We start from the raw sequence: 255 nt of genomic DNA, 5'->3' as shown, positions 1-255 counted from the left end.
CCACTCCCTCAAGGGAAGGAGGCGCGTAATGGTATTCAAGATGACGGGTATGGATTTCCTTGACGGTATCCCAGGATACGCCCAGGAGATTAGCCGCGTCTTTCAAGGTCATGCCCCTTAACAGACCAACTACATATTTCGCGAAACGGTGGGTGTAGCCGCAACTACCCGTGGCAAAGGGTATGCTCTCCTGACGGTCATAATCACAATCCTTGTTCTTGCACCTATAGCGTTGGACTTTCATACGGATTATCA

The 255-nt window shown here is 50.2% G+C and carries 1 protein-coding gene; it reads right to left on the bottom strand.

Annotation, left to right across the window (positions count from 1 at the left end; all coding sequences use genetic code 11):
* A partial coding sequence (locus I6E24_RS16980) for a helix-turn-helix domain-containing protein (RefSeq protein WP_317218749.1) occupies positions 1-255 on the bottom strand: 255 nt, incomplete at both ends.

This window comes from Bacteroides caecigallinarum (genome assembly GCF_021530995.1).
Lineage (GTDB): Bacteria > Bacteroidota > Bacteroidia > Bacteroidales > Bacteroidaceae > Phocaeicola > Phocaeicola faecigallinarum.
Note: the sequence above shows the minus strand (reverse complement) of the source record. Positions and strands in the feature narration are given on the sequence as shown.